Here is a 20,305-nt window from a genome sequence, read left to right on the forward strand (position 1 = left end):
CGCCGAGGCTATATCGTCGTATCGCGTCGCCACCGCCAGCGGGGCGCCGGCCGAGGCCTCGGGTCCGCCGGAGGCTCGGCCGGCGGCGTCGCGATCTCTTCTCTCTCTTCCTTCGCAGGGGGCATGTCCCCGTCCGGGGGAGGCTCTGGCTGCGGCTGCGCCCTGCGCTGCCGCAGGGCGCACTCCTCGTTCTGCCTCTCCAGCGCGTCGATCTGCGCGGAGGCCTCGTCGAGCCTGCGCTCGAGCAAGCCCACGCGCGTGGACTCGCGCCTCAGCTCCGACAGGGTCGCCCTGAGCTCGTGCTCTCTCGAGCGGAGCGCGTCCCTCACCCTCTCGCGCTCGTCCTCGGCCTGTCCGAGCCGCGCCGACAGGCGCTCGCGGTCGCCCTCGAGCCCGGCGATCTCGCGCTCCAAGGCGCTCCTCGATTGCTCGTAGCGCTCGTCGGCCTCCGCCTTCGCGGCGGCCGCGGCCTGCGCCGCGCGCCTCGCCCGAAGCTCGGCGCCCTCGGCCAGGCGCTTCGCCTCGGTCATCGAGTCCCTGGCGGAGTTGGCGCTCTTCGCGTCGTCGCTCGCCTTCATCGCGAGCGCGAGCGCCTCCTCGGTGGCGCGCTGCGCCTCGGTCATCTTCGCGAGGGCCTCCTGCGCGGAGGAGTTCGCGGCCGCCTCGAGGCGGCTGTGCTCCCGCGCGGCGCGTTCGGCGGCCTCGGCCGTCGCTCGCGCCCGCGTCGCGTGCACCCAGAACACCGTGGTCGTCGCGACCATGCCCATCAGGAAGACCACGCCGAGCGCAAGGAGCACCCGCGTGAGCCGCTCGCGGCGCGCCTCCGCGCCGAGGGCCGCGTCGAGGAAGCTGCGCTCCAGGCCCGAGAGGTCGTCGATGTCCCGGGCCCACGCGGACAGCTCGTGCAGCGCCTTGCCGCGCGGCAGGAGCCTCGGCGCCCTGCCGCTCGCGACCCACCTCGAGAGCGCCTCGTCGAGCTCCTTCTTCGCCCGGCCGAGCCGGTGCAGCGCCGTCGCCACCTCCGCCATGCGCGGCCGCGCGTCGGGGTCGAACGACAGCACCCGGTGGACGAGGGCGACGAGATCGGGCGGCGTGGCGGCGCTCATCGGGGGCGGCCACGCGCCGCGCGGCGCGTCGGGCGTCTGCCCCTCGAGCAGCTCGTAAAGGATGACGCCGAGGGAGTAGACGTCCGCCTTGACGTCGACGCTCCCGGAGTGGCGCTCCTGCTCCGGCGCCATGTAGCTCCTCGTCCCGAGGCCCCACGCGCCTTCCTGCGTGAACGGCATCGTGGGCTGTCCCGCGCCCCCGCCGCTCGACGCGGGCTCGATGGACACGCGCCCCGCAGCAGAAGAGACCACCCCGGGCGGGATCTCGACCGGCGCGGGGAGGAACTGGATCGCAGGCCTCTCGAGGCTCACCCGAGGAAGGCTCCGGAGCGCGTCGTCCTCGCGCGGGTCGCTCTCCGCCGTCGTGCTCTCTTCGCTCTCCGCCGTCGTGCTCTCTTCGCTCTCCGCCGTCGTGCTCTCTTCGCTCTCCGCCGTCGTGCTCTCTTCGCTCTCCGCCGTCGTGCTCTCTTCGCTCTCCGCCGTCGTGCGCGCGTCGCTCGCAGGGCCGCTCGCGATCCCCGCCCACCCGGCGGCGCTCTCGGGGTCGGGCGCCATCCCCACCGTCGGCGCCGTCGGCGCGGAGAGCTCCGTGCGGAGCGTGGGCACGGACGCGGGCGCGAGGGAGCCCCTCGCGTCCAGCTCCAGCACCTCGGGGAGGCCGCCCCAGAGGACCTTCGCGATGCCGAAATCGAGGATCTTGACGCGGCTGCCCCCGGGGGCGAGCTCGTCGTCGATCACCATGATGTTCTCCGGCTTCAGATCGCGGTGGACGACCTTGGACGCGTGGGCCGCGGCCATGGCCGACGCGATCTGGTAGCCGAGCCGCACGACCTGCCGCGGCCGATCCGCGGCCGGCACGGCCTGCACCCAGTCGCGCAGCCCCCGCCCGTCCAGGTACTCCATCACGATGTAGGGCGAGCCGTCCTCGAGCTCACCGGAGTCGAAGACACGGACGATGCCGGGGTGGTTGATGATGTTGACGGCGATCGCCTCCTGCCGGAAGCGCGCCACGACGTCCGGCCGGCGGGCGTAGTCGCCGAGCAGCACCTTGATCGCCGCCCGCGCCCGCGTCTTCGGGTGCCGCGCCCGGAAGACGCGCCCCATCCCGCCGCGGCCGAGCTCTCCCTCGATGAGCCAGCCCCGCAGGATCGCGGGGAACGGCGCGTCCTCGTCCTCCGCGCGGCCTTCGGCCTGACGCGTCTCCATGCCTGGACATCCTGCACCCGCGCGGCCGCCGGCGGAAGCCCCGACGCGCGCCGGCGCGCCCGACCCGCCGTCTGCACGACGGGCCGCGGGCGCGCCGGCGCGAGGGGCTCGGCTCACCCCGAGCTCGCGCAGTAGCCTGCCCACACCTCCGGGATGCGCCGCTCGCTCAGGCCCATGACGGGCGCAGGCGGCAGCCACTTCGGCTTCACGGGGGCGCGGAGCAGCTTCATGCCGGCCTGCTCCGGGGTACGCCCCCGCTTCGCCGAGTTGCACGCGTAGCAGGAAGCGACGATGTTGTCCCAGACGGTCTTGCCACCCTGCACACGCGGGATGACGTGATCGTAGTTGAGCTCACGGGCCACCTTCTGCACGCCGCAGTACTGGCAGCGGAAGCCGTCGCGCAGGAGGACGTTGAGCCGCGAGAACTTCACGCCGCGCTTCATCCCCAGCGTCGGCCGCTTCAGCCGCACCACCGCGGGCGCCTTGATGGAGAGCGACGGCGACCGGATGACGTCGTCGTACACCTCGATGACCTCCACCTTGCCCAGGAAGCTCATCGTGACGGCGGTCTGCCAGGGGATGACCTTATGGGGCACCATCCATGGCGTCAAAAGCAGCGTCTGCGCGGTCATGGCCCACCTCTCTATCGTCTCTTTCTCTTCATGACGTCACTCCAGGTTAGACGCAATCGGTGCCCGGGGAGGGAGTCGAACCCCCAGATGGCTGGGTCTAAGCCAGCAGCGTTTGCCGTTTCGCCACCCGGGCAGGGTGTCACCGGTGGGACTCGAACCCACATACCCCGAAGGGCGCAGGATCTCAGCCTGCCACGTATGCCGTTCCGTCACGGTGACGTCCGCGCGACGCGGTCTGGGTGGGGGGATTCGAACCCCCAGCCCCCGGCTCCCCGAGCCGGTGCTCTACCAGGTTGAGCCACACCCAGAGGGTCTTCGTCGCGCGTCGCGGCGGAGCAGTCGCCCCTCCGCGGTCTGGGTGGGGGGATTCGAACCCCCAGTCCCCGGCTCCCGAAGCCGGTGCTCTACCAGGTTGAGCCACACCCAGAAAGTTCTCATCAAGATGGAATTGGCAGGCTCGCCCGCTCGGGCGCGGGCGCCCAAAGGAGCACGCTGGCGAGCGGAGCGGCCCGGTGTCCCCAGCGGGATTCGAACCCGCGCCTCCGGAGCGAAAATCCGGCCGCCTGAGCCTCTAGCGAGATGGGGACAGGGACACACGATAAGCACATGTTCAGGAGCGCCGACCTGCGGCCCCGGCGCCGCGATGTCGCTGGCGCAGAGCGCCGCGAGGGGCGGCCCCTGACAGGAGCGGTGGAGGAGAATCGAACTCCCGTCGCGAGCCTGGCACGCTCGCGCTCTACCGTTGAGCTACCACCGCGGGTTCATCGAAAGAAAAAGGAGGCGGGCCGCCGGGCGCCGCGCGCCCGCGCATCGCGTGCGGCCGCCGGACGGCGGCCCGCCTCGGCAACGAGACGAACGAACGCGCAAAGGGCGCCGTGGGGAGGCCCCAAGGGGGAACAGCCAAGCGGCATGGTAACCCACGAACATTGGCCCGTCCGGTGGAGCGACGAGGGGTCGAACCTCGATCCCTGCCGTGCGAAGGCAGTGTTCTCCCGGTTGAACTATCACCCCGAGCCAGGTGTTCTGGCGTCAGATCTTCATCATCGAACATCCATCTCCTTGTCTCCCCACGTCCTTTACCTCCTCGCCCGTTGGACGATCACTCATCGTTTTTATTGGGTTCATCGCGCTCCTTTTTTTGCGGCGGGGCGTGAAGGAATCGAACCTTCTCGCAGGAGTTTTGGAGGCTCCGCCGTCTCCATGACGCACACCCCGAGGCGCCCCCGAGGAGGATCGAACTCCCCTCACCTGATCGACAATCAGGCTGCCTCACCAGATGCATACGAGGGCAAACCAGCGCCGCCGACGGGATTCGAACCCGCGTCATCCAGATTAACGGGTAACCGTCCTCCTTCGGCCCGGATCGGGCAAATGGTGGAGAGCGGAATGTCAAGTGCTCTACCAGGCTGAGCTACGGCGGCATGGTCGGGATCCGAGAACCGTCGTCCTTCGGCCCGGATCGGGCGAGAGAGCGGGCGACGGAGAGGGGATCCCGGCGCCCCCGGCGGGACTCGAACCCGCATCGACCGGCTTCGTAGGCCGGCCCCTATCCATTCGGGCTCGGGGGCTGTTGCTGAGAGCGGGACGCTGGAGTCGAACCACGAGAACTGTCCCTCTGAGGCCCGGGAGATCCCGGGCAAAGGGTGAAGGACAGGTGCCATCCATCATGGCGGCGTCCCGCAAGAGGAGGGCGCTCGTGAGGCGCCCTCGCCTGACGGACGGGCCGGCGGAGCCCGTCCGTCACGCTGCCTGTCACGAGACACCCCGGGTGAAATCCGCCATCACCTGGGGGGCCGCCCCGTCGAACCCCACGACATCGAGCATGCCGGGGTCCGTGGGATCGGCGATCGAGAAGCCGGTCGACGTCATGCCGACGACGATCAGCCGGGCCGGTCGGCCCATCGCCTGCCTGTATTCCCTGAGCGCCTGGAACGGGTGAACGCCGCCCGCCCAGGTCTCGTTGTCCGTGTAGATGACGAACGCATCGACCTCTACCCGGTTCCGCTTCGCCCAGATCATCGGCAACGCGCAGTCAGTGCCGCCGAAGGGCAGGCCATTCACCGCGCGCAGCACGTCGTCGAGGCGCTGCTCCGGCGATATCGACAGCGGCATGAGGCCGGAGACGCCCCCACCCCACTTGCCGCCGTAACCGCCCGACGCCGCCGAGAAGCCGACGACGCCGTACTCGCGCTCGATCCTCGCCGTCGCCATGGCCATCGCTGCGCTCGCCACGCGCGGCGTCAAGCCGGGGACGCCGGCGATGGAGCCGCTGGTCATGGATCCGGAGATGTCGAGCGCCAAAAGGTGCTTCTTCCCCGTCGGCTCGACCGCCCGGAACGCGAGGTAAAACGCCTCGTTCAGCGCGTCGACGACCTCGCGGACCGGGGTCCACGAGAGCGCGTTGGCGCGCCGGCGAGCGCGCTCGCCGTGGCCCTGCTCATAGACCTTGAGGGCCGAGAGCACGGCGATGGGGTGGACCCGGGCCGCGCGCAGGCGCCCAGCGTCGGTGAGCTGTCGCGCCACCCTGCGGGACGCGTCGCTCATCGGCGAGAGCAGGCCGATCGCGGTCATCTTCCCCAGGTTCCGGAGGAGCGCTGTCTGAGGCATGTGCTCGAGCAGCGCCTCCCAGACCGCGGGGTCGTTCTTCCACTCGGTCAGGAGCATCTCGTGCGTGAAGCGATGCTGCCTGATCAGCGCGGTGACCTGCTTGCGGTTCGTCGCCGCGCGGAGCGACTCGAACGCGCGCACCGCGTCCGGCAGATCGGTCATGGGCAGCGCCTTGCCGCGCGCCGACTCCTTGCCGAGCGCCTCGATGCCGCCGACGATCCAGCGGTAAAGGGCGTCGTGCTGCGGGGTCGGCGCGACAGGGTGCGCGAGCCGCAAAAGATCGCGGTGGCTGAAGCCGTCGCGCTGCTGGTACTTCATCGCCTGGTACGCGACCCTGTCGACGGGCTTGTGGTTGTACCAGGCGGCGACGGCGGACCGGAGCCCGCGCCCCCACTTGCGGAACCCCCGCACATCGCGGACGAAGTGGAAGAGATCCGTCCCCGTGCGGCACACCTCGGGCAAGGCCGCGAGCGCGGCCTGCCGGGTCTCGATCTTCGCGTCGGCGGCGGCGATCGCGAGCGCGAAGATCGCGGGCGCGTTCTTCGGCGCTCGCCCCGAGCCGCTGATGTCGACGATGCGCTGCACGGCGCGGGGCCCGTCCGCGGCGAGGCACGCCTCGACGGCGCGGGCGTTCTCCACCGTGAGCTTCCGCTCGGTCGCGTAGTAGGTCCCCCCCTCGGCGCCGAGGATCAGCCAGCGGTCGAGCCTCGCCCACTCGTCGAGGGCGAAGGCGAAGCCGCCGGCGCTGTTCTTCGCCTGATCGGCGCGGGCCTTCTGCCGCTGCGGGGTGACCAGCGCGGCGAAGTGCTTCAGATAATCGGCCATCACACCACCTCCGGCCCGGGCCTCCGGGCAAAAGAGGACGGATAAAAGAGCGCGCTCGGGTTGATCTCCCAAAGATAACCGAGCACGTTCGACCCGTCCTGGGTGGGTGTACGGGGATCGAACCCGCCTCCGCAGGGTCACAACCTGCCCTCTTCACCAGAAGAGAAACACCCACGCAAACCATCGTCGGGATGGCCGGAATCGAACCGGCGGATCTCCTCACCCCAGATGAGGCGCCTTTCCACTAGGCTACATCCCGCAGCGCCCGCTCGAACGAGGCGCCGACGCGCCCCGGCCGGCGGCGAGCCGGCGCCTCGCGTGAACGAGGCGGGCCTGCCTCCCGCAATGGGGGCGCGGCTCCGGCGGGAGGAATCGAACCTCCAACCACCCGCTTAACAGGCGGGCGCTCTACCATTGAGCTACACCGGAACATGGAGGCGCAGCGCGCCTCCATCTACATCATCCTGGATTGTCACAGATCAGGTGTCCCCACCGCCGGCGCGGCTGCGCCGGCGGGGACGAGGACAGGTGGACCCGAGAGGAATCGAACCTCCAACCGTCCGCTTAAGAGGCGGCTGCTCTATCCAGCTGAGCTACGGGTCCGCGCGGAGGGCACACCTCCGCATGGCCTGCCGTGTCAGCAAGCCAAACCACGTCGACCATTCCACGAAAGCATTACCCGGCGCCGTGAACGCGCGCCGCGGCGCTCATCCTCGAATCGAATGCTCCCAACGCATTCTCTGCCGCGCCTCCTTTCTCCGGGCGCAACTCCCCCACCGCAGCGCGCGACGACGTCGCGCGCTGCGCGCAAGACAACTCATCTACTCGACTCGACGGCAGCCGACGATCCACAGCAGGCCGAAAGCCCACAACAGATCTCCAGCCCTCCAGCAGGCCGACATCCCACGGCAGATCGAAAGCCCACGAGCGGGCCGATAGCCGCAACGAGCCGACAGCCCACAAGCCCCCAGAACGCCGAAGGCCGCCTGGGTTTCCCGAGGCGGCCTTCGCGAACGTCGTCGATCGACGCGTGCTTGGCTGCCTCTAGGCGCTATTCTCCGGGTTACCGAGCTTCCGCGACGGACGGAGGCCGCAAGGGTAGCCTGGATTATGCGCCAAATGTTCACCACCACCGCCCAGCAGGCGGTCCCATGCCATGGCCGCATCGGGCGTTCCCGATTTGGACAGGATGGTAACGATCTGCAGGTTGTCGCGGCGGCTGAACATGGCGAATCCTCGTGTTCAGATTAAGTACTCCCCTTGGACGGGCTGCGCAACAGAAAAGTTCCTCGAGTCGATTCTTTTTTTCGCCGCCTTCATCGCCTTCATCGCCTTCATCGCCTTCATCGCCTTCATCGCCTTCAACATTGGCGCGCTCCCTCGGCGCTCGCCGGTCCGAGCGCGGTCGGTGCAATCGAAGAGCCACACCATCTTCCCTTTGCCGGCGCCCGCCCTGGACCTGATATGCCGCGGGCGTCAGGCGCGACCCGCGACGGCGCTCAGGCCCCCTGAGCCAGGGGCGACGGCAGCAGGCGACCGCGCGCAGCGCACCTCGTGGCCTATTTCGTGCCAGCGTCGACGTCGACGCTGACGCTGGCATCGAGCCGGACTCGCTCGTCGCATCCGCCGCCAGAGACGACCAGCTGACCGCCCTGCACCTTCACGACGGCCTCGCCCCCATCCGGCCAGCGCAGCGCCACGATCGCCCGGCCGGTGCGCGCGTCATAGAACGTCCGCTCGCGGTAGCTCGCGCCGTCCCGACAGCGCATCTCGTCATCGACCTCTCCGTCATAAACCGCACCAGCGCCGTTGAAAGAGCTCTCCAGCACGAGCAGCCCCCCCTCGACCGAGCCGCTCACGCTGCGTGTCCCATGGCAGTGCGCGGGCCAGCCCCCCGAATGACCGCCGTTCACGACCAGGAACCCGTCCGGCTTGCGGGGGAAGACCACATGGTTCGTGTGGTGCACGTACATCATGTAGTCGCGAGGGAAGACCCACGGCGGATCGCCGGCGCACGGGCTGTCCGCCCATCTCGAGTCGGGCCTGCACAGGCGCTCTCGCGCCGCGGCCTCGCTCGTCGCCTCGCCGGGCGCCTGCTCGGCGGCGCCGATCCGCGCGAGGAGCTCGGTCCACCCCTTCACGAGCTCGGCGCCCTCGAGGTCGGCCTTGCGGACCTCCACGGTGCACGTCGATCTGCCGGCGAGCTTGCCGCGCGTCGCCGCCGAGGGCTTGAGCAGGTGCGCGTTGGCGTAAGCGACCCGGGCCCCCTCGGCGTCACCCGCCCTGTCGCGCAGGAGCCCGAGGTTGTACCAGATCTGGGAGCGGAGCTCGGGATCGCCAGCGCCCGCGAGCGCCGCGTCGAAATCGCTGTCCGCCGCGTTGCTGTCGCCCCCGGTCAGGTGCGCGAAGCCTCGCTCCGCGAGCGCCCGCGCGTCGCTCGGGTCCGCGGCGATCGCCTCGGAGAACGCCTGGATGGCCGCCGCATAGTCCTTCTTCTTGGTCGCGAGCCGGCCTCTCGCCAGCGCGGCCTTGTACGTGGCAAGGGCCTGCTTCTCCTTCTCGGTGAGCGGGCGCGCGCTCGGCGCGGGCGGGGCCGGCGGCGCCGGCGACGCGGGCGCCGCAGCGCTGCTCTCCGACGCGACGGCGGCAGGTGAGCTCGCCGCGACGGGCGGCGCGCTCTCGGCGGTCGGCCGCGGCGGCTGGTCACGGCAGCCCGCGGCGACACACGCCGCGATGAAGCCGAGCGCGAGGCGCCCGTGGACATCGCGCGCGCGGCGGTGGCCGGTGATTTCCGTGGTCATGGTGCGCATCGTCGCCCGCCCGGGTCGAGCCTGTCACCGCAGATCGACGCTGGCAGGCCGCGCTGCTCGCGCCGAGTCGGCGCAGCCTGCGCGCATTCGGGAGGACGGGTCGCCTCTCGTGCGCGGTCGCACCCGAGCGCGACGGCGCTCTACAGGGCCTCGACGCGCTCCGCGGCCGCCTCGGCGGAGCGCACGGCGGCGTCGATCCCGGAGCCGTGGAACGCCGATCCGGCGAGGAGCACGCCGCTGCCGGCGAGCGCCTGCTCGACCTCCCGGACCCGCGCCGCGTGAGCGGGGGTGGAGACCGGGAGCGCGCTCGACCAGCGCGAGACCCACGCGCGCTCGGAGGGCCCGTGCACGCGCAGCACGCGCGCGAGCGAGGCCTCGGCGCGCGCCGTCCAGGCGTCGTCGCCCATCTGCTCGAGGTCCGCCGGATCCGGGCGGAAGAAGAGGCGAAGCGTGACGTGGCCGGCGGGGGCGCGCTCGGCGAACTTCGAGGTCGTGAACGTGCACGCGCGGAAGCCGTGCGCCTGGTGCCCCGCGGCGACGACGAAGCCGGTGCCGTCGAGCGGGTGCTCGATCGCGGCGCGCGGGTACGAAAGCGAGACCGTCACGCTGGAGAGCGTCTCGGCGTCGCGGAGCGCCCGCCCCGCGTCGCCGAGCAGCGCGGCCGCGCCGGCGGCGTGGGTGGCGAGGACGACCGCGTCGGCGTCGATCTCGGCCCCTCCGGCGAGCGCGAGGCGGAAGCCGCCGGCACCCTTCGCGAGCGAGGCGACCGCTGCGGAGGTGCGCAGCTCGACGCGCCCGGCGATCGCGAGCGCGAGCGTCTCGGTCAGCTGCGCCATCCCGAGGCGGAAGGTCCGGATCCCCTTGCCGAGCTCGTCGCGCGGCACCTGGAAGCCGAGGAACTCCGCCGCCTCGCCCGGCGCGAGCTCCCGCAGCGCGACGCCGTCGAAGCCGAACGACCGGTGCGTCTCCTGACCGACGAGATCGCCGGCGATGCCGAGCGCGCTCGCCAGCCCAGGGACTGCCTCGCTCCGCGCGATGAACCCCTCGGCGCCGAGCTCGACGACGAAGCCCGAGGCCCGCTCCGTCCAGAGCTGCCCGCCGACCCGCGGAGCCGCCTCGACGAGCGTCACCTGGTCGCCCGCCGTCGCTCGCCGGAACGCAACGATGCACCCGGCCAGACCGCCTCCAATGACGGCAATGCGTCGCATCGCGCCTCTATACCACGGGGCGATAACAATGTGAGAAGCACTGCATCCGGCGAGCAGGATCCGCCCGGGTTCGCCCGCCGGCGATACCCCTGTCAGAAACACTCCATTCACCGACCGGGTCACCGACCGGGAACCACCCGAGTTCGCCCGCTCGCGCGCTCAGCGCTCAAGGATCGCTCGCCGGCGCGCGCGCGTCGGTTTAGAATGCCTCCATGGTGAGGATCTCAAAGTATTTCGACGTCAAGAGAGACGCCTATGGCCGCGAGTACATGGAGGTGTACTTCGACGGAATCGCCCTCCTCAGGCTCGTCATGACCAACAAGGGGACGGCCTTCACGCCGGAAGAGCGCGTGAACCTCGGGCTCGACGGGCTGCTCCCGCCGCAGGTCAACACCATGGATCAGCAGCTCGCCCGCGTCTATGGCGGGTTTCGCCGCGAGCCGACGCCGATCGCCAAGTATCAGTATCTGCGGGCGCTCCAGGAGCGCAACGAGATCCTCTACTATGCGCTGCTCAATCGCCACCTCGGCGAGATGCTGCCCATCGTCTACACGCCGACCGTGGGCGAGGCCGTGCAGCAGTTCAACTTCCTCTATCAGAGCGCGCGCGGCGTCTCGTTCTCCCCCGTGAACATCGATCGCGCCGAGCGCGTGCTCGCGAGCTTCCCGTGGGAGGACGTGCGCATGATCGTGGCGACCGACTCCTCCGCGATCCTCGGCATCGGCGACCAGGGTTACGGCGGGCTCGCCATCCCGATCGGCAAGCTCGCGCTCTACACCGCGGGCGGCGGCGTGAGCCCGTTCCACACGATGCCCGTGGTCCTCGACGTGGGGACCGACCGGGCCGATCTCATCGAGGACCCGTTCTACCTCGGTGTTCGCCAGCGCCGCCTGCGCGGCGACGCCTACTTCGACTTCTTCGACAGGTTCGTCGACGCCGTGAAGAGCAGCTGCCCCCGCGCCGTCATCCAGTGGGAGGACCTCTCCAAGGAGGCCGCCTTCTCCGTGCTGGATCGGTACCGGAAGGTGATCCCCTCCTTCAACGACGATATCCAGGGGACAGGGGCGGTCACCCTCGCGGGCGTCGTCGCCGCGTGCCGGCTGCGCGGCGAGCGGCTCAGGGACCAATCGGTGGTCATCCACGGCGCGGGCGCCGGCGGCGTCGGCGTCGCCTGGGCCATCTGCCAGGGGATGCTCCGCGAGGGGCTCACCGAGGACGAGGCGCTCGCCCGCATCTTCGTCCTCGACTCCAAGGGCCTCCTCGCGAAGGACCGCCCGATGGAGGAGTACAAGCGCAAGTTCGCGCAGGATCCGGCGAAGATCGCCGCATGGAAGAAGGCCGGAGCCGTGCCGACGCTGCTCGAGACCCTCGAGAACACGCGCGCGACCGTGCTCCTCGGGCTGTCCGGGCAGCCGCGCTCGTTCAGCGAGCCCGTGATCGAGGCCATGGCCGCCAACACCCCGCGGCCGGTCATCTTCGCCCTCTCCAACCCGACGAGCGCCTGCGAGGCGCTCCCCGAGGAGATCCTCGCCCTGACCGAGGGCCGCGCGCTCGTCGCGACAGGCAGCCCGTTCCCGCCCGTGGAGCTCGACGGCAAGACCATCCCCATCGGCCAGGGGAACAACGCCTTCATCTTCCCGGGGCTCGGGTTCGGCTCCATCCTGTCCGACGCGCGCGAGATCACGGACGGCATGGTGCTCGCGGCGGCGTATGCGCTCGTCGACTACACGGCGGAGAAGCACCTCGACAAGGGGCTCATCTACCCGCCCGTGGAGGAGCTCCAGGAGGTCTCCACGCGCGTCGCCATCGCGGTCATCCGCGCGGCGTTCGAGGACGGCGTCGCGAGGAGCAAGAAGGTCGACCCCGGGAACGTCGAGGCCTACGTGAAGGCGCGGTTCTGGCAGCCGAAGTACCTGCCGTTCGTCCGCGGCTAGCGCCTGGCGCGGCGGGGCGCCCGCGGCGCGCGCCGCGGGCGGCGCCACCTCAGCCGAGCTGGGACAGGAACTTCCGGAGCTGCTGCGCCTCCACCATCGTCATCACCGGGACGAGCCAGGCCTCGAGCGAGGTGGTGTCGCGAAACGCCTTTCGGCTCGAGTTGTGCGCGTCACGGATGAGGCGCTCGACCTGGAGCCCCAGGATCGCGTTCGACACCGGCAGCAGGTAGGCCGTCCGGTGCACCGTGGCGTTCTGGACCCGCATCATCTCCAGGAACTTCTCCGCGCTCTCGGGCGCGAGCACGTCGACCTGGAGCAGCTCGATGCACACAACAGCGCCATGCCGGTTCTGGGTCACGACGCCCTGGATCCGGGCGATGCACGCGTCGACCTCGCCAGTCGGGAGCGGTGATGCGAGCCTCACCTCGATGAGACGACCGGCCCTGTTGTCAACGGAGTACATGAGCGAAATTCACCCTAACGTAGACGTCCAGACCAGAGCGCGTCAATGAACGGCGGTTCCGTGCGGTACAGCTCCGTGCGCATGCACACGTCATCGACGGTTTTTGTCAGCGCCCTCATCAAGCACCACAGAAAAAACCGTCTGCGACGGCGCTCATGCGTCGGACGAGAAGATCACCTTCCCGGCGCGCGCCTCTTCCTCGGAGGCCGCCTCCCGCTCGGCCTCGAGGGCCTTCGCCTCGGTCTCCAGATCGGGAAAGCGGTACCGGATCCCCTCGCCCGCCTCGAGGTCGACGTCGCCCCCGAGGGCGACCACCTCGCGGGTGATCTCCTCTGAACGCGGCGGCTCCCCCGCCGCCTCCTGCCACGCCCGCTGGAGCACCGCCTCCGTGATCGGCTCCCGGCCCTGCCGCGCGCCGACGCGGGTAAGGATCGCCCGAAGCACGGCCCGCCGGCCGTTCCGCCGGGCGAGCCTCCGCTGCTTCAGCGGGCGCAGGAGCGCCCGGCCGAGCGGCAGCGCGAAGAGCGCGAGCGAGAAGACGAGCGGCACCACCCCGAGCGCGACCGCCGTCCCCGTGGCGGGCAGCTCCGCCATCGGGACGCCCCGCGCCAGGAGCCCGAGGTTGTCCAGCGTAAGGTGGGCCCCGAGCGCGTAGAGGCTCATCAGCAGGTTGAACCCGTTGAGCGCCACGATGAGCGCGTTCATCCCCGGCCCGTTCCCCGTCAGCGGAGGCAGCTCCTCGCGCTTCGCCCAGACCGGCGCGGGCGCCCGCGCCGGCGCCTCCGCCGCCGTCCGCCGGATCGCCTCGAATCGGTAGACGATGCCCCCCTCCTCCGACACGTCGACCGTGCCGTCGTAGTCGAGCATCAGCCGCGCCATCCGCGGATCCGCCTCGTCGCGCGAGAGCCCCGTCACGCGCATCACGTCGGCGAGCCCGATCCGGCCCCGCTGCGCGCGAATTTCGGCCAGGATGAGCTTCTCGGTCTCGAGCGGATCGCGAGGCTCCGGCGTCGGGCCGAAGAAGAACCGGTTCACCTTCTCGTAGAAGGGCGTCTCGTCGCGCCGCTGCCCGAGCGCCCCGCGGCGGCCGTGCGACGAGGACCACGCCGGCTCGGACGTCCACACGAACGGCGAGAACGGGTGGAACGTCCAGAAGATCGCGTCGAGGACCAGCCGAAAGAGGAAGTAGCCGGCGAACGATCCGGGGACGCCGTCGTGGTCGCGCGAGCCGCTGCTCGAGCGGGCGAACAGCTGGGCGATCAGGATCCCGACGAAGATCACGACGTACGCGATCAGCACGATCGCGATCCACGCCCGCACGAGGAAGCGAGCCACGCCGGCGGCGGCCCGGAGGACGGCCTGGAGCGCGCGCGTGAGGCGCGTGCGGGTCTCCCACGGCTTGGTGAAGCCGTACGGGAAGCGGAAGAGCAGCTCACCTTCGGACGTCGCCTTGAGGTGCCCGCGGTGCTCGCTGACGAGCAGGTGCAGGCCGCTCTCCGCGTAGCGCAGCGGCAGGCCGCTCTTCGCCGACGCGTCGGCGAGCGTCAGATCGCCCGTGTGCCCGCGCAGTGCGGACCTCAGGATGCCGGCGGCGCGGCGGGCCTCCATCAGCTTCGGAGATTTCAGCGTCAACGGTCGCTCGCCCCTGTTCCGCGGCGGCGCAGCCGCGCCCGTCGGTACGGCATCGCCGCGCTCGTCCACGGGGGCAGGACCTCCCCCGTGCAGAGCTTCATGGTGGCCCGCAGGGCTCCACGCAAAGGCCAGGGCGCCTTTTTCAGGCGTCGACCCTGCCCGCGCTCGCGGCGGCGCCTCGCGTCAGCCGGCGCGAGCGCGGCGGTGCCTCGCGTCATCCGCCCGCGCTCGCGGCCGGAGGCGGGCGCGATCTCGGCGTGGCGTCGACCATCCGCACATCGAGGCCGAGCGCGTCGCGCAGCATCCCCGCCTTCGCGACGACCGTCCACTCCTCGAGCGCCCGGTCCTCCGCGCCCTGCACCTCGATCACCAGCGTGTCGCCCTCGATGCGGCCGCTCACCTCCGCGACCTTGGCCCGGTGCTCGCGATCGAGCGCGTCGGCGACGCGGAGGATCGACGCCATGGACTTCACCTTGGCGCGCGCGTCGCGCGAGAGCGCGCGGAAGTTGTCGTGGTCCATGCTGGGCGGCGACTTCCTGTGGTAGCGCGCGATGTTCGCGACGATCGCGCGCTCCTCCGGGGTCAGGCCCATGAGGTCGCTGTGGACGATCACGTAATAGCTGTGCTTGTGGTGCCCCTCGTAGCGGACGAAGTCGCCGATGTCGTGGAGCAGGGCCGCCGCGCGCAGGAGGATCCGGTCGCGCTGGCCGAGGCGATGGCGCGGCGCGAGGTCGTCGAACAGCCGCTCGGCGAAGCGGGCCACGAGCGCGCCGTGCTTCTCGTCGAAGTGGTAGCGGCGGCCGAGGCGGACGCAGGCGTCGCTGACCGCGGCGGCCTCTCCGCGGAAGTCGGGGCCGAGGAAGTGGGCGTGGGCGAGATCGACGAGCACGCCCTCCTTGAGCCCGACCCCGGGAGCGACGATGACCCGCTGCGCGAACGCCCGGGCGACGCGGCCCAGGATCGTCGCCGCGGGGACGATGGTGTCGGCGCGGTCCGGGCGCAGGCCGTAGATCTGCGCGCGCTCCTCGGGCGTCTTCGACGCCATCTCGTCGAGCAGGCGGGACATCGCGCCGACGTCGATCGCCCGCCCCTCCGCGGACCCGGCCGGCGCGGGGCAGAGCTCCGCGAGCGTCTCGATGTTGCCGCCCGTGCCGACGAGCAGATCGACCCCCGAGCCCGACCCCTCGCCGAGCAGCTCCACGATCTCGCGCGTGGCCTCGACCATGACGCGATCGACGTACTCCTCGACGAGCCGCCGGTGCCCCGCGTCGACCGGGCGGCGATCCTCGAGGAAGGCCTCGACCATGCGCACCGTCCCCACGGGGAGCGAGCGCGAGAAGACGGCCCCGCGGCCGCGGAGCAGCGTGAGCTCGGTGGAGCCGCCGCCGATGTCGACGAGGAGCGCTGTCCGCTCGCCGAGCGCGACGCGCTCGCGGACGGCGAGCTGGACGAGGCGCGCCTCCTCGATCCCCTCGATGACCTCGATGTGGACGCCGGCCTCGCGCGCGGCGCGCTCGACGAAGAGGTCGCCGTTCTGGGCCTCGCGCGCGGCGCTCGTCGCCACGGCGCGGTAGCGGTCGACCTTGGCCGCATCCATCGCCGTGCGGAAGCGCCGGAGCGCCTCGCAGGCGGCGCCGATGACCCCCGACTCGAGCCGGCCCTTCGTGAACACGTCGTGCCCGAGACGCACCGACGCGCGATCCGCATGGACATCGCGGAACGGGTGGAAGCGCGGCGCGTCGGGCGCGCCGGTCGCGGCCCCGGCGAGCGCCGGATCCCGGCCGGCCCCGAACGCCCCGAGCGCCGGAGGATCGACGTCGACGATGCGAAGCCGGATGGCGTTGGATCCGATGTCGATCGCCGCGAGCCGCGCCATGTCGGGAGAAGTAGCGAAGCTCCGGGCGGTTGGCTACTCTCATGCCGCTCATGTCGAGGAAGCTTCATCCAGGCTCGGGGGCTCCCCATCTCGGCCCCCTTCAGCATCGGCCTTCAGCGCGCGCGCTCGCGCCCGGGCAGGCTCGGGACGCGCGCCGTCTCGTCGGCCTCGCGCTGGGGATCGCGACCGCGGCGCTCGCGCTTTCGGCGTGCAGCGGCGGCGAGGCGCGCGCGCCGAACCCGCTGCGCGCCCTCGACGAGCGCAGGGCGATCGAGGTGATCCGCCGGGCGATGGCGCACGAGGGCGCGCAGCCGGCGCGCGGGCGCGAGGTCGAGCTGACCAGCGGGCAGAAGGTGCGCGTCGATGTCGGCGTGCAGAGCCGCGCGTACGGCGTCGTCTACGTGACCGAGGAGGACGCCCAGGCGCTCGGCGCCGCGATCCCGCCGCCGAACGGCCGGGACGAGAAGCTGCGCATCGTCCGCGGCGGGCCGGACGGGGCCATTCGCCTCGTGCTCCTCTACCAGCAGAACTACCTCTACGACGACCTCGTCGGCGAGTCGCACGAGCGCACGACGATCACCGCCGAGCGCGAGCTGACGCGCGACGTGCAGGACTTCATCACCTACGCGCGGACGCAGAAGTTCCAGTGAGCGCGCGCGAGGAGGGCGGGCCGACGCGCCGCCGGGGGCACCGGAGAGAGCGAGACGCCGAGGAGCGCGCGCGACGCGCGCTCGGCGGCGGGGGGTTGCTCCTCGTCGCCGGGCTCGCGCTGGTCGGCGTCGGGCCGTCGGACGCGGGCATGGGGCTCACGGTGCTCGCGCTCCTGGTGCTCATCTACGGGATCCACAGCTTCGGCCGGCTGGGGGCGGAGCGGGACGGACGGAGCGAGCAGGCGCGGGCTCCGTCGCGTTGAGGCTTGCAGAGCGGGGCGCGTTCGAGCAGCATCCGCCGCCATGCATCGCCCTACGCGCCAGCACGAGCACCTCACCCTCAAGGTCACCCAGAAGCAGGAGCGGAGCGCCCAGAGCTCCCGGAAGCCCGGCCGCAAGCACAAGCGCTGGAGCAAGTTCCTCGCGCAGTACGCGCCGCTCGTCGCTGGCGCCGAGACGGCCGCCTCCGCCGAGAGCTGAGCTCCCGCCGCCGGCCGAGGACGCCCCGGCGCCCGGCCTTCACGATTCCATTCCACACATAATCTTTCAATACCATCGCATGCCGGCGCAGGCCGCCTCCGCTTCCGACGAGGCGGCGGCGCCTCCGCCCGCGATGGCGGCTGTGCCGCCCGTGACGCGAGCCGCTGCCGCGGATGTGCCGCCGCTGTGCGACGCGGCCACCGCACCGCGGCCTCTCCATGGTTCGTGGATTTTCGTGATGGGGTCGCGCTCATCTCGCCACGTAGCCAAGAGAACACCCCCTCTCGGCGTCTGATACGCGATCGCCAGGCGGCCTGTCACCCACTCCGCGCGAGACGGGCGCGCCAGCTCCGCGCGCATGGCGCGCGAAGGGCCCACTCCATCTCTCGCGCAAGGAAGGATCCATGGCCGCTCGTCGTCCGTCCCGCGCTGCCCGCGCGGCAGCGTCGCTTTTGTGCTCCCTCGTCGTCGGCGGCATATCGCTCCTCCCGGGGTGCCTGAGCCGCCCGATAGCCCATCAGGACACGCGCACGACTGGCACCGTCGTCGAGCGGCTCCCGCGGCGCGTCGACAAGATCGATCTCCTCCTGACCATCGACAACTCATCGTCGATGAAGGACAAGCAGGACATCCTCGCGCTCGCCGTGCCCGACCTCGTGAGGCGCCTGGTCGACCCCCGGTGCATCGATCCGCTGAACCCCCTGGATTCGTCCCCGCCGGGGGAGGACGGCCGCTGCCCGAGCGGCAAGGAGCGCGAGTTCGAGCCCGTCGTCGACATCCACATCGGGATCATCAGCACGAGCCTCGGCAGCCATGGCGCGGACTCGTGCCCCGAGGAGTCGCTCGCCTTCTTCAACAACGACAAGGGACACCTCATCGCCCGGAGCGACAGGGACGACCGCAACGACGCAGACAACGACCCGCCGACCTACCAGAACCTGGGGTTCCTCGCCTGGGATCCAGAGCAGAAGCTCAGCCCCGCCGGCGAGTCGATCCTCGACGACGGCGCGGGGCGCGGCCTGGTGCCGACGCTGACGAACATGGTCCGAGGGGTGGCCGACAACGGCTGCGGCTTCGAGTCGCAGCTGGAGAGCTGGTACCGATTCCTCGTGGACCCCGCGCCCTACGAGACCCTCGAGGTGGTGAACGGCAAGGCGGAGCGGCGCGGCGTGGACAAGAAGCTCCTGGATCAGCGCAAGGCGTTCCTGCGGCCGGACTCGCTCCTCGCGATCGTCATGCTGTCGGACGAGAACGACTGTTCCATCAAGGAGGGAGGGAACGCCTTCTGGGTCGCGAGGCAGAAGGACGACGACGGCGACGTCTTTCGGATGTTCGCGCCGCGCAGGGAGTGCGCGGAGAAGGGCCTGGACGACCCGTGCTGCAAGTCCTGCGGGACGCCCAGGGGCGAGTGCCCGCTGGACAAGGAGACCTGCGGCCCGGAGGGGCAGCCCAAGACGCTCCCCCCCGACGAGGACCCGCACAACCTGCGCTGCTTCGACCAGAAGCGCCGGTTCGGCATCGATCTGCTCTACCCGATCGACCGCTACACGGACGCGCTCACGCTGGCGCGGATCGAGGATCACCAGGGCAATATCGTCGACAACCCGCTCTTCTCGGATCTCGACCCGGAGGACGAGAACAGCGCGGTCCGTCCGCCGGAGTACGTGTTCTTCGCGGGCCTCGTGGGCGTCCCGTGGCAGGACATCGCGCGCCAGGACGACGCGGGCCAGCCCAATCTCCGGGAAGGCAGGGACCAGGACGGCAACCGCGTCGGCGGCTTCAAGAGCGCCAAGGAGCTGAGCACCCCGAACGCGAGCTTCGCGAGCACCTGGGACATCATCCTCGGAGATCCGAAGTCGCGCCGGAGCCCGGGCGATCCCCACATGATCGAGTCGCCGGTCCCCCGCGAGGGCCAGAACCCGATCACCGGGACGCGCATCGCCGGCCCGGACTCGCCGGACGATGCCAACGACATCAACGGCCATGAATGGAACCCCAACCCGGATTTCGGCGACCTCCAGTACGCTTGCACGTTTCGGTTGCTCGAGTCCGTGACGGGCGATGACTGCAAGAGCACTGAAGACCGAAACAGCCCTCTGTGCAAGGACAACCCCGACGGCACCGACAGCAACCTCCAGGTCAACGCGAAGGCCTACCCGGGCCTGCGGCAGCTCGAGCTCATCCGGAACCTCGGGGAGCAGGGCATCGTCGGCTCCGTGTGCCCGGCGCAGCTCGACTTCCCGGCGGAGGACCGGCTCGACTTCGGCTATCGGCCGGCGATCGGCGCGATCGTCGATCGCCTGAAGACGAAGCTCGGCGGGCAGTGCCTGCCCCGCGCGCTCCAGCCGAACGAGAGCGGACAGGTCAGCTGCCTCGTCCTCGAGGCGCGGAGCACTGCCGAGGGGAAGTGCGGCTGTGACGGGCTCACGGCGCGGCGGGAGGTGCTCCGCGAGAACCTCGCCGCGAAGCGGATGGTGCTCGAGGATCCGGTGGCGGCGGTGAACGGCTGGAACTGCGTCTGCGAGGTCGAGCAGCTGAAGACGCCGGAGGAGCTCGCGGCGTGCCAGGACACGGTGCCTCCTGCGCCGGTCGAGGTCGGCGGCGAGAAGGTGCACGGGTGGTGTTATGTCGACCCGCGGCTCGGCTTCGGCCGAGACGAAGTCGTCGCCAAGTGCCCGTCCACGGAGCGCCGCCAGGTCCGGTTCACCGGCGACGGCGCAGCTCTGGACGGCGCGACGCAGTTCGTCATCTGCACCGGCGACACCGCCAACCAGTAGCGCGGCGCCAACTGCAGCGATCCGCTGCGCTGGCCGCGGTCGTCGAGAGGGTCGAGCTTCCATGGTTCGGAGCGGCGCTCCCCGGACCCGCGCGTCGTG

15 protein-coding genes and 15 tRNA genes are annotated in these 20,305 nt (G+C 71.0%); 5 read left to right on the top strand and 25 right to left on the bottom strand.

The window, feature by feature from the left end; translation table 11 throughout:
* Window positions 1-8: 8 nt before the first annotated feature.
* The 22 genes from WMF44_RS30285 to WMF44_RS30390 form a co-directional block, all read right to left on the bottom strand.
* Window positions 9-2,312, bottom strand: coding sequence for a protein kinase domain-containing protein (locus WMF44_RS30285; protein ID WP_437293536.1), 2,304 nt, complete (start codon window positions 2,310-2,312; stop codon window positions 9-11).
* Between the two features lie 113 nt (window positions 2,313-2,425).
* Complete coding sequence (locus WMF44_RS30290; protein WP_012238227.1) at window positions 2,426-2,944, bottom strand: HNH endonuclease; 519 nt, start codon at window positions 2,942-2,944, stop codon at window positions 2,426-2,428.
* A gap of 60 nt (window positions 2,945-3,004) precedes the next feature.
* Window positions 3,005-3,077: transfer RNA gene (locus tag WMF44_RS30295), tRNA-Leu, on the bottom strand.
* Window positions 3,078-3,081: 4 nt separating this feature from the next.
* Window positions 3,082-3,163: transfer RNA gene (locus WMF44_RS30300), tRNA-Leu, on the bottom strand.
* Between the two features lie 15 nt (window positions 3,164-3,178).
* A tRNA-Pro gene (locus tag WMF44_RS30305) sits at window positions 3,179-3,252 on the bottom strand.
* A gap of 45 nt (window positions 3,253-3,297) precedes the next feature.
* Window positions 3,298-3,371, bottom strand: a tRNA-Pro gene (locus tag WMF44_RS30310).
* Between the two features lie 86 nt (window positions 3,372-3,457).
* Window positions 3,458-3,531, bottom strand: a tRNA-Glu gene (locus WMF44_RS30315).
* 99 nt (window positions 3,532-3,630) lie between these two features.
* Window positions 3,631-3,701, bottom strand: a tRNA-Gly gene (locus WMF44_RS30320).
* 182 nt (window positions 3,702-3,883) lie between these two features.
* A tRNA-Ala gene (locus WMF44_RS30325) sits at window positions 3,884-3,955 on the bottom strand.
* A 133-nt stretch (window positions 3,956-4,088) separates the two neighbouring features.
* A tRNA-Trp gene (locus WMF44_RS30330) sits at window positions 4,089-4,158 on the bottom strand.
* Window positions 4,159-4,162: 4 nt separating this feature from the next.
* Window positions 4,163-4,234, bottom strand: a tRNA-Asp gene (locus tag WMF44_RS30335).
* Between the two features lie 7 nt (window positions 4,235-4,241).
* Window positions 4,242-4,365 (bottom strand) — tRNA-OTHER (locus tag WMF44_RS30340).
* Between the two features lie 75 nt (window positions 4,366-4,440).
* Window positions 4,441-4,512 (bottom strand) — tRNA-Arg (locus WMF44_RS30345).
* Window positions 4,513-4,696: 184 nt separating this feature from the next.
* Entirely contained in the window at window positions 4,697-6,376 is a 1,680-nt protein-coding gene (locus WMF44_RS30350; protein WP_437293537.1) for a TROVE domain-containing protein, read from the bottom strand.
* Window positions 6,377-6,475: 99 nt separating this feature from the next.
* A tRNA-His gene (locus WMF44_RS30355) sits at window positions 6,476-6,550 on the bottom strand.
* A gap of 12 nt (window positions 6,551-6,562) precedes the next feature.
* Window positions 6,563-6,635 (bottom strand) — tRNA-Pro (locus WMF44_RS30360).
* A gap of 98 nt (window positions 6,636-6,733) precedes the next feature.
* A tRNA-Asn gene (locus WMF44_RS30365) sits at window positions 6,734-6,805 on the bottom strand.
* Between the two features lie 100 nt (window positions 6,806-6,905).
* Window positions 6,906-6,979, bottom strand: a tRNA-Lys gene (locus WMF44_RS30370).
* Window positions 6,980-7,420: 441 nt separating this feature from the next.
* A complete protein-coding gene (locus tag WMF44_RS30375) occupies window positions 7,421-7,603 on the bottom strand; it encodes a hypothetical protein (protein ID WP_437293538.1) in 183 nt (60 codons plus the stop codon).
* 15 nt (window positions 7,604-7,618) lie between these two features.
* A complete protein-coding gene (locus WMF44_RS30380; protein ID WP_437293539.1) occupies window positions 7,619-7,744 on the bottom strand; it encodes a hypothetical protein in 126 nt (41 codons plus the stop codon).
* Window positions 7,745-7,935: 191 nt separating this feature from the next.
* Complete coding sequence (locus WMF44_RS30385) at window positions 7,936-9,177, bottom strand: tetratricopeptide repeat protein (protein ID WP_437293540.1); 1,242 nt, start codon at window positions 9,175-9,177, stop codon at window positions 7,936-7,938.
* 149 nt (window positions 9,178-9,326) lie between these two features.
* Window positions 9,327-10,394 carry a protoporphyrinogen/coproporphyrinogen oxidase gene (locus WMF44_RS30390; RefSeq protein ID WP_437293541.1) on the bottom strand — a complete coding sequence of 356 codons (1,068 nt, stop codon included), beginning with the start codon at window positions 10,392-10,394 and terminating at the stop codon, window positions 9,327-9,329.
* Window positions 10,395-10,609: 215 nt separating this feature from the next.
* Here WMF44_RS30390 and WMF44_RS30395 point away from each other — a divergent pair, with 215 nt between their 5' ends.
* Window positions 10,610-12,328, top strand: a complete 1,719-nt coding sequence (locus tag WMF44_RS30395; RefSeq protein ID WP_437301633.1) for an NAD-dependent malic enzyme — start codon at window positions 10,610-10,612, stop codon at window positions 12,326-12,328.
* Window positions 12,329-12,377: 49 nt separating this feature from the next.
* Here the strand turns inward: WMF44_RS30395 and WMF44_RS30400 are convergent, their stop codons facing one another.
* The 3 genes from WMF44_RS30400 to WMF44_RS30410 form a co-directional block, all read right to left on the bottom strand.
* The gene (locus WMF44_RS30400; protein ID WP_437293542.1) at window positions 12,378-12,791 is read right to left on the bottom strand and encodes a hypothetical protein; all 414 of its coding nucleotides are present in this window, start codon (window positions 12,789-12,791) and stop codon (window positions 12,378-12,380) included.
* Window positions 12,792-12,944: 153 nt separating this feature from the next.
* Window positions 12,945-14,423, bottom strand: a complete 1,479-nt coding sequence (locus tag WMF44_RS30405) for a hypothetical protein (protein WP_437293543.1) — start codon at window positions 14,421-14,423, stop codon at window positions 12,945-12,947.
* 214 nt (window positions 14,424-14,637) lie between these two features.
* Window positions 14,638-16,299, bottom strand: coding sequence for a Ppx/GppA phosphatase family protein (locus WMF44_RS30410; RefSeq protein ID WP_437293544.1), 1,662 nt, complete (start codon window positions 16,297-16,299; stop codon window positions 14,638-14,640).
* 50 nt (window positions 16,300-16,349) lie between these two features.
* On the opposite strand from WMF44_RS30410, the gene WMF44_RS30415 reads away from it, so the two are divergent.
* From WMF44_RS30415 to WMF44_RS30430, 4 genes are all read left to right on the top strand, one after another.
* Window positions 16,350-16,949, top strand: coding sequence for a hypothetical protein (locus tag WMF44_RS30415; RefSeq protein WP_437293545.1), 600 nt, complete (start codon window positions 16,350-16,352; stop codon window positions 16,947-16,949).
* Window positions 16,946-17,212: a hypothetical protein gene (locus WMF44_RS30420; protein ID WP_437293546.1), complete on the top strand. Its 267-nt coding sequence runs from the start codon at window positions 16,946-16,948 to the stop codon at window positions 17,210-17,212. Before WMF44_RS30415 ends, WMF44_RS30420 begins: the two co-directional genes overlap by 4 nt.
* Before the next feature lie 40 nt (window positions 17,213-17,252).
* Window positions 17,253-17,429 carry a hypothetical protein gene (locus tag WMF44_RS30425; protein WP_012238237.1) on the top strand — a complete coding sequence of 59 codons (177 nt, stop codon included), beginning with the start codon at window positions 17,253-17,255 and terminating at the stop codon, window positions 17,427-17,429.
* A 404-nt stretch (window positions 17,430-17,833) separates the two neighbouring features.
* On the top strand, window positions 17,834-20,206 hold the full coding sequence (locus WMF44_RS30430; protein WP_437293547.1) for a hypothetical protein: 2,373 nt from the start codon (window positions 17,834-17,836) through the stop codon (window positions 20,204-20,206).
* Window positions 20,207-20,305: the final 99 nt, after the last annotated feature.

Origin of the sequence: Sorangium sp. So ce426, assembly GCF_051475585.1 — a bacterium.
Classification (GTDB): Bacteria; Myxococcota_A; Polyangia; order Polyangiales; family Polyangiaceae; genus Sorangium; species Sorangium cellulosum_B.

Excerpts from the sequence above, each read along its gene's own strand:
- WMF44_RS30430 (WP_437293547.1), top strand. The coding sequence starts at position 17,834 with ATGGCCGCTCGTCGTCCGTCCCGCGCTGCCCGCGCGGCAGCGTCGCTT.
- WMF44_RS30400 (WP_437293542.1), bottom strand. The coding sequence starts at position 12,791 with ATGTACTCCGTTGACAACAGGGCCGGTCGTCTCATCGAGGTGAGGCTC.
- WMF44_RS30415 (WP_437293545.1), top strand. The coding sequence starts at position 16,350 with ATGTCGAGGAAGCTTCATCCAGGCTCGGGGGCTCCCCATCTCGGCCCC.
- WMF44_RS30425 (WP_012238237.1), top strand. The coding sequence starts at position 17,253 with ATGCATCGCCCTACGCGCCAGCACGAGCACCTCACCCTCAAGGTCACC.
- WMF44_RS30380 (WP_437293539.1), bottom strand. The coding sequence starts at position 7,744 with ATGTTGAAGGCGATGAAGGCGATGAAGGCGATGAAGGCGATGAAGGCG.
- WMF44_RS30285 (WP_437293536.1), bottom strand. The coding sequence starts at position 2,312 with ATGGAGACGCGTCAGGCCGAAGGCCGCGCGGAGGACGAGGACGCGCCG.
- WMF44_RS30390 (WP_437293541.1), bottom strand. The coding sequence starts at position 10,394 with ATGCGACGCATTGCCGTCATTGGAGGCGGTCTGGCCGGGTGCATCGTT.
- WMF44_RS30375 (WP_437293538.1), bottom strand. The coding sequence starts at position 7,603 with ATGTTCAGCCGCCGCGACAACCTGCAGATCGTTACCATCCTGTCCAAA.
- WMF44_RS30290 (WP_012238227.1), bottom strand. The coding sequence starts at position 2,944 with ATGACCGCGCAGACGCTGCTTTTGACGCCATGGATGGTGCCCCATAAG.
- WMF44_RS30410 (WP_437293544.1), bottom strand. The coding sequence starts at position 16,299 with ATGGCGCGGCTCGCGGCGATCGACATCGGATCCAACGCCATCCGGCTT.
- WMF44_RS30350 (WP_437293537.1), bottom strand. The coding sequence starts at position 6,376 with ATGGCCGATTATCTGAAGCACTTCGCCGCGCTGGTCACCCCGCAGCGG.
- WMF44_RS30385 (WP_437293540.1), bottom strand. The coding sequence starts at position 9,177 with ATGACCACGGAAATCACCGGCCACCGCCGCGCGCGCGATGTCCACGGG.